Origin of the sequence: Acinetobacter sp. LCT-H3 (assembly GCF_001866125.1) — a bacterium.
Lineage (GTDB): Bacteria > Pseudomonadota > Gammaproteobacteria > Pseudomonadales > Moraxellaceae > Acinetobacter > Acinetobacter schindleri.
The window spans coordinates 1-7,570 of record NZ_MODX01000050.1 but is presented as its reverse complement, the minus strand read 5'-3'; the positions used below and the strand labels follow the sequence as shown (position 1 = coordinate 7,570).

Genomic DNA, 7,570 nt, shown 5'->3' with positions numbered 1-7,570 from the left:
CCGGTACGGTTCATCCATCTCAAAGAGCTTACCTTTACCTGTATCCCCATTACTTGGTGGACTAGCAGGTGCAGTTATTGGTGGTCTATTCAGTAGTGTATTCGATGAGCCGAAAAAGCCTATCACCATGACCTACTACCACTGTAATCAATGTCAGCAGAACTTTCGTTGAATCAGCATAGGAGATCGAATCAATGGCACATCAAATTGAACAAATCGCCTATGTTGGCGAAACCCCTTGGCATGGTCTCGGTAATCAGCTAAGTCCGAATCAACCACTGGAAGTCTGGGCACAGCAAGCCGGGATGGACTGGCGGATTGAATCCTCCAATGTCAGCTACATGGCACAAAATGAACGTGGTCAGAGCATTATCATGCCATTTGAAGAACAGCGAGTGTTGTATCGTTCAGATACCCATGCACCTTTATCTGTAGTCAGTCAGCGTTATCAGGAAGTTCAACCTAAAGAGATTCTGGAGTTCTACCGGGATCTGACTGAGCAATCTGGCTTTAAGTTAGAAACCGCAGGGGTTTTGAAAGGTGGGAAGAAGTTCTGGGCTTTGGCACGTACAGGTCAAAGTTCCGCTTTAAAGTCTAAGGATGTCAGTAATGGTTATATCCTGCTGGCTACTGCGTGTGACGGCACTTTGGCAACGACAGCACAGTTCACCAGTATCCGAGTGGTCTGTAACAACACTTTGGCGATTGCATTACGTGGGCAGAGCAGTAGTGCTGGTGTAGTGAAAGTTCCACATAGCACCAAGTTTGATGCAGAGAAGGTGAAACAGCAATTGGGTATTTCAGTGCGTGCATGGGATGAGCACATGTATGAAATGAAACAGCTCACGCAGCGTAAGGTGAGTCAGCAGGAAGCTAAGGCTTACTTTGATGCTGTGTTCAACAATAGCACCATGTCAATTTCTGATCCTGAAGAGAACATCATTCAGTTCTACCGTCAGGTGGCAAGTAACCCACCACAGCAAAATAAAACTGAACCAAATGGAAGAGCTATGACCAAAGCACTCGACATGTTTAATGGTCAGGGGCGAGGGGCAGATCTTTCATCTGCTAAAGGTACGGCTTATGGCTTACTGTGTTCGATCACGGAATTCGTTGATCATGAACGTCGTGCCATGAGTACAGATCATCGTCTCGATTCAGCATGGTTTGGTGCAGGCGCAGGTCTTAAACAACGTGGATTAGAACAAGCTCTGAGCTTGATAGCCTAAGCTCATGTAATTCTAACCCCGCAAGTCTCAACAATCGCTGAATAAAGCACACATATAAAGCTATCTAGTTTCAACTCACAATCAACAATCTGAATCAGCATGCATATCGCCATACCCGACCTCGTGTCGGGTATGGCTTTTTTATGCGCTTCTTTTTTACAAAACTGAAATTTATAAGGATAGAACTATGAATCAAATTGCACCGATTTCTAATCAATCTGTACAGACAGGTGTGCAAACGGCATTAAACCCATTAGCCACAACCAAGCGAGCTAATTCTGCAAAACGCTTAGTCAGCACCAAAGATATGGCGTATCAAGATTGGCTTGAAGTTCGTAAGCAAGGTATCGGTAGCAGTGACGCAGCTACGGCATGTGGATTAAACCCATACATGTCGATGCTAGAACTGTGGCTAATCAAAACAGGTCGACAAGCTCAGTCCATTGAAGATGAAAGTACAGGGGTTGCACCACTGTATTGGGGCAAGCAACTTGAACCTTTAGTGGCTGAGTATTACAGCATGCACACCAACAATAAGGTACGTCGAGTCAATGCAGTGTTACAGCACCCTGAACCTGACAAACATTTCATGTTGGCAAACTTAGATTACTCCGTTGTCGGAAGTGATGAAGTACAGATCCTTGAATGTAAAACAGCAGGGGAGCATGGAGCAAAGCTGTGGCGTGATGGCGTACCCCTTTATGTCTTGTGTCAGGTACAGCACCAATTAGCTGTGACAGGAAAACAGGCAGCCCATGTTTGTGTTTTGCTCTGTGGGCATGAAACCAAAATCTTTAAAGTCACTCGTTCTGAATCTGTGATTCAGCACATCATTAATGCAGAACGTTACTTCTGGGAATGTGTGGAAAAGGATACACCACCATCTGTGGATGCGAGTGAATCGGCAGCCAAAGCCATTCAGCAGTTGTATCCAATGCATGTACCACTAACAGTTGAAGATCTATCACAGAATGAAACAGCCAATCTCATGTTCGATAAGCTGATCAAACTGAAAGAAGAGATTCAGCATAAGCAAGAACGCTTCTATCAACTCAAGCATCAAATCCAAATGATGATGAAGGATGCAGAGCGTGCCACGTTTAGTCGTGGTTCAGTAGTGTGGAAGAAAGCCAATGATAGTGTCAGTTTGGATACCAAAGCACTGCTTAAGCATCAGCCTGATCTTATTGATCAATACCCATTGAAAAGACAGGGCAGTCGTCGCTTCAACATCTATATCGATTAAGCCCATCTCATTCACTTCATCAAAAATGCACAAAAATCGCTCCCCGCTCTCTACATCATGTATAGAGAGCAAATCGGTCGCGATCTTTGCAGCTAAAACTCAGCTTTTTAACATTTGGATAACTTATTTGGTCCGTGTTCTGACCTACATAGAAGCACCCAAATCTGTAAGGAATTAAATATAGGAGTATCACCATGATCAAAGGTCTAGCGATCACACCGCCTACACTTGGACGTATCAGTATTGGTCGAATCGTGGAAAAGAATGGCAAACGTCTACCTGAAAAAGATGATCAATTCACCATAACCTCGCAAATCCAAAATAAAGAAGGATGGGTCAAGCACCCATTAGATGAACAGCTTCGAGCGAATGCTCCGAATCAGAAACTCCGTTCAATCCCTGTCCGCATGATCTTTAATGATCCTGATCTGAACTTACGCGCAGAATACATCTTATTTGATCGCCAGACTGGACGTCCTGTCTGTGTGGGTGATGGTCAAACTTGTCAGCGTTTAACCAACCAAGGTGTTGAACAGCATCCATGCCCTTCTCCTGATTTATGTCCTTTAGCTCAAGGTGGACACTGCAAACCATATGGACGTTTACATGTGAACTTAGATGAGTCGGATGAATTTGGCACATTCATTTTTAGAACCACAGGCTTTAACAGCATTCGGACTTTGGCAGCTCGACTGAGTTACTACCATGCAGCATCAAATGGTTTGCTTTCATGCTTGCCACTACAACTGACATTACGAGGTAAGAGTACAACGCAGAGTTATCGTCAGCCTGTGTATTATGTGGATTTAACATTAAGAGAGGGTGTGGATTTGCAGTCTGCGATTCACACTGCACATGAGATTGATCAGCAAAGTAAGCAGGCTGGATTCAATCAAGAGGCACTCGATCAGATGGCACGACAGGGCTTTGCTAATGCGAAATTTGAAATGGATATAGAGGAAGGATTGGATGTAGTAGAGGAGTTTTATCAGACAGAGGAGCAACAGCAGTCAGTTGTTAAAAATGAGTCTTTTAATATTCAACAGGGTTTAAAAGGCTCAGTGACTGCGTTGAATTGAATCGGACAGTGTAAAACCTTACGGGATTGCCGTATCTCATGAGCGAGTTGCTCGACATCATGAGATCGGAGTAAACACCATGAGTACATTTGTAGGACAAACATTCCAAATGAACCAACTGATTAGTATCAAGCAGGTCGTAGAGTTAGTTGGCGTTGGACGTTCAACCATCTATGAAATGATGGATGAGAACTCACCCTACTACGATCCGACCTTTCCAAAGAAAGTCAAAATCACCCAAAACCGTATCGGTTGGTCAGCTTATGAGATCCATCAATGGATTGAAAGTAAGTTGGCAAGCCGTGAATAGAAAGGGAGCTTTCGCTCCCTTATTTTTCCTGTGAAACATTTTGATTAGAATATTCGATATATGCTTGTTTACAAATATCTTTAGCTATTATTCCTAAATATGTGCATAGGTCTAGATAAGTATATTTTTTAATATCTGTAGGCATCTTATCTATAGATAAATCATCATATTTACTTTGGTAAATATAATAGTGAAGTAAAAGTTTTTGAGATTCTTTTAGTTTTAGAAAAGATTCCAATACTTTGTTTTCGGTATCAGATACAGCGACTTCAATTCCCTTTATTGAAGCTAAATAGCCCACATACTCCCAATCATTCTTTAAATTTATGTCTTTGTTATTTTGACAGTAATTTGAATTTTTGAAACTTTCTATAGATATTTCGATAATTTGGTTCTTAATATCATTTTCATAATCTATGGCTATAATTTTAAAATCATTAGAAATTCTATTAAAATTTTCTTTTTGGGTGGCTGCTTCGAATTGTGAGAAATACCACTCATAAGCTTTATGGTGATTTCCAAATAATTCTAAAAATAAAATAAATTCTGGAGTAAGAAGATAAATATTTTTTTCTATTTCATAATAATCATTGGAAAGTGATAAGTCAGATGTATTATTTATTAAAGTAATAATATTGATAATATGATTTATATTGGTTTGTAGAAGTATTTTAAGAGTTCTATATTTTTCATCAGAATCTAAATTTATATCTTTAATAATATTTAAGTTATATGTTTCTAATTCTAAAGGGTGCTCATATTCAATAATGTCTTTATGTATGCAATCTCTCAATATATATATTGTTTCTGTATTGATATTAAATTTCACACTTATAAGAGATGGATCTAAGAAAACTCCAAAAGCACGTCTGAACGCGAGTGTTAGATCAGTAGTATCCATTAACTCAGGAGAAATGTTCATGCAATCATAAATTTTTCGGCAGCTTGCTGTATTACGAGCTAATCGAAGCTCATTTTTGATGCGTCCTAAGTCTTCAGTTATCCAATCAAAATCTGCCATATGAGAACCTGTTCTTTATTAAAGTAGAATTAAATTTTACGCAAAGCAGTCTGAGCGCATGAGTAGATTCATTAGACCAAATTTCGCGACATAATTTGGCGTATAAGCCTAAAGAAGCCAATATACACACTGCCCAACTATTTGAAAATAGTGTTAAATTGGCGACATATATAATGATAGTTTTAGGTCTAAACATGGATCATTCAGTTCACAATAAATTGGTTTCTTTCATTTGGTCTATTGCGGATGATTGTCTACGCGATGTGTATGTACGTGGTAAGTACCGTGACATCATTTTACCGATGGTCGTGTTACGTCGTTTAGATACTTTATTAGAACCAACCAAAGCTGCAATTTTAGCTGAAGTTCAGGATCAACAAGCTGAACCTGATTTTGTTGAATTAGATGATTTACCACTCCGTCATATTTCAGGCTATGTCTTTTATAACAGCTCACAATGGACGCTCAAAAGCTTATTTGAAACAGCGACTAATAATCAGCAAATTCTATTGGCAAACTTTGAAGACTACTTACGTGGCTTCAGCGATAACGTTAAAGAAATTATCGATTGCTTTAACTTATTTGCTCAAATCCGCCACATGGCAAGCAAAGATGTATTGTTGGATGTATTGGAAAAATTTGTATCTCCATACATCAACCTCAGCCCATTTGAAACGCAAGATCCAAATGGCTATAAGCTCGGGGGGTTGTCTAACCTCGGTATGGGATATGTATTTGAGGAACTCATTCGTAAATTTAACGAAGAAAATAATGAAGAGGCAGGTGAGCACTTTACCCCACGTGAAGTGATTGACCTGATGACGCATTTGGTCTTTGACCCAATCAAAGACCGTATTCCGTATGCCTTGTCTGTCTATGATCCTGCCTGTGGTAGTGGAGGTATGCTCACTGAAGCACAAAACTTTATTGAAGAGCGTTATAGCGATGAAGATCGTGACATCTTCCTTTACGGAAAAGAGATTAACGACGAAACCTATGCCATCTGTAAATCTGACATGATGATTAAGGGCAATAACCCTGAAAACATACGTGTGGGTTCGACCTTGGCAAGTGATGAGTTTGCCTCAAAACGTTTTGACTTTATGTTGTCAAATCCTCCGTATGGTAAAAGCTGGGCATCAGATCAAAAATACATTGTCGAAGATAAAAAAGTCATCGACCCACGTTTTAGAGTCGAGCTTAAAAACTATTGGGGTGAACTGAAAGAAGAAGATGCAACGCCACGTTCGAGCGATGGTCAGCTTTTATTCCTCATGGAAATGGTCAGTAAGATGAGCTCGCCTGAGCAAAATGGTATTGGTAGCCGTATTGCTTCTGTCCATAATGGTTCAAGTTTATTTACAGGTGATGCAGGTGGCGGCGAATCCAACATTCGTCGTTATATCATCGAAAATGATTTGCTGAATGCCATCATTCAATTGCCAAACAACTTGTTCTATAACACGGGTATTACCACTTATATTTGGTTGTTATCCAATAACAAGCCTGAGTCACGTAAAGGCAAAGTACAACTGATTGATGCAAGTTTGCTTTACCGTAAGTTACGTAAAAACTTAGGACAAAAGAACTGTGAGTTTGCACCTGAGCATCTTGAGGAAATTTTAAATGTGTACCTCAATGGGCAAGATGTTGAGCGTGGTTTAGATGCCAATAATGATCCAATTGGATTAGCCTCTAAGGTCTTTAATAATAGTGATTTTGGCTATTATAAAGTCAATATCGAACGTCCTGATCGTCGTAAAGCGCAGTTTAGTTTGGAGCGTTTACAGCCATTACGTTTTGATAAATCCTTGCTTGAGCCAATGGAATATATGTTTGCTGAATATGGCGATGCGCTGTACCAAGCAGGCAAGCTCAAAGAAGTGGAAAAAGACGTTTTAGATTGGTGTGAGAAGCAAGAGATCAGCTTAAATACCAAAGCAAAAGCCAAGCTGTTTGATATTAAGCATTGGACATCACTCAAGACGTTGTTTGAATCTGCTCAAGCAATTATGGCGCAAGTGGGTGAAGCGGAATCAAGTGACTTTAATGTGTTTAAAGACAACGTAGATAAAGCAATTAAATCCCTTGATTTAAAACTATCTGCATCTGAAAAGAACAGCATTTTAAATGCCGTGAGCTGGTATGACGAAACCGCTGAGAAAGTGCTGAAGAAAGTCGTGAAGTTGAATGGCGATAAGTTGGCTGAGCTACTTGAGCATTTAGGCTGTGAAGAATCTGATTTAGCTGACTTTGGTTATTTTGCAACAGGCAAAAAAGGTGAGTACATCACTTATGAAAGCAATGCAGATATCCGTGACAGCGAATCAGTGCCGTTAAATCAGCGTATTCACCAATATTTCTTAGATGAAGTAAAACCGCATGTGGATGAAGCATGGATTAATTTGGATTCGGTGAAAATTGGTTATGAGATCAGTTTTAATAAGTATTTCTACCAACATAAGCCGTTGCGTTCGCTTGAAGCTGTGGCTAAGAATATTTTAAGTCTTGAGAAACAAGCCGATGGTTTGATTGCACAGATTTTGGGTCTTTAAGGGGAAGCAGAATGTTTAATAAATATGATGCTTATAAAGATTCAGGTGTGGAAGCTTTAGGCGAGATACCTAATGATTGGGAAGTTTTAAGATTTCGAGATATTTGTGACTTTGAACCGTACCGGGTTTG

6 protein-coding genes are annotated in these 7,570 nt (G+C 39.9%); 5 read left to right on the top strand and 1 reads right to left on the bottom strand.

Features of this window, described 5'->3' with window-relative positions:
• The first annotated feature begins 194 nt into the window (after positions 1-194).
• The 4 genes from BK820_RS14555 (at position 195) to BK820_RS14540 (ending at position 3,864) form a co-directional block, all read left to right on the top strand.
• Positions 195-1,229 (top strand): DUF932 domain-containing protein, encoded by a 1,035-nt coding sequence (locus BK820_RS14555; protein ID WP_071321309.1) that lies wholly within the window; start codon positions 195-197, stop codon positions 1,227-1,229.
• Between the two features lie 187 nt (positions 1,230-1,416).
• Entirely contained in the window at positions 1,417-2,475 is a 1,059-nt protein-coding gene (locus tag BK820_RS14550; protein WP_071321308.1) for a YqaJ viral recombinase family nuclease, read from the top strand.
• Between the two features lie 194 nt (positions 2,476-2,669).
• Positions 2,670-3,554 carry a recombination directionality factor gene (locus BK820_RS14545; protein ID WP_071321307.1) on the top strand — a complete coding sequence of 295 codons (885 nt, stop codon included), beginning with the start codon at positions 2,670-2,672 and terminating at the stop codon, positions 3,552-3,554.
• Between the two features lie 79 nt (positions 3,555-3,633).
• A complete protein-coding gene (locus BK820_RS14540) occupies positions 3,634-3,864 on the top strand; it encodes a helix-turn-helix transcriptional regulator (RefSeq protein ID WP_071321306.1) in 231 nt (76 codons plus the stop codon).
• Positions 3,865-3,883: 19 nt separating this feature from the next.
• Here the strand turns inward: BK820_RS14540 and BK820_RS14535 are convergent, their stop codons facing one another.
• Positions 3,884-4,885 carry a hypothetical protein gene (locus tag BK820_RS14535; RefSeq protein WP_071321305.1) on the bottom strand — a complete coding sequence of 334 codons (1,002 nt, stop codon included), beginning with the start codon at positions 4,883-4,885 and terminating at the stop codon, positions 3,884-3,886.
• 194 nt (positions 4,886-5,079) lie between these two features.
• Between BK820_RS14535 and BK820_RS14530 the strand changes: the two genes are divergently transcribed.
• Positions 5,080-7,440: a type I restriction-modification system subunit M gene (locus tag BK820_RS14530; protein WP_071321304.1), complete on the top strand. Its 2,361-nt coding sequence runs from the start codon at positions 5,080-5,082 to the stop codon at positions 7,438-7,440.
• Positions 7,441-7,570 lie beyond the last annotated feature (130 nt).

Excerpts from the sequence above, each read along its gene's own strand:
- BK820_RS14555 (WP_071321309.1), top strand. The coding sequence starts at position 195 with ATGGCACATCAAATTGAACAAATCGCCTATGTTGGCGAAACCCCTTGG.
- BK820_RS14550 (WP_071321308.1), top strand. The coding sequence starts at position 1,417 with ATGAATCAAATTGCACCGATTTCTAATCAATCTGTACAGACAGGTGTG.
- BK820_RS14545 (WP_071321307.1), top strand. The coding sequence starts at position 2,670 with ATGATCAAAGGTCTAGCGATCACACCGCCTACACTTGGACGTATCAGT.
- BK820_RS14540 (WP_071321306.1), top strand. The coding sequence starts at position 3,634 with ATGAGTACATTTGTAGGACAAACATTCCAAATGAACCAACTGATTAGT.
- BK820_RS14535 (WP_071321305.1), bottom strand. The coding sequence starts at position 4,885 with ATGGCAGATTTTGATTGGATAACTGAAGACTTAGGACGCATCAAAAAT.
- BK820_RS14530 (WP_071321304.1), top strand. The coding sequence starts at position 5,080 with ATGGATCATTCAGTTCACAATAAATTGGTTTCTTTCATTTGGTCTATT.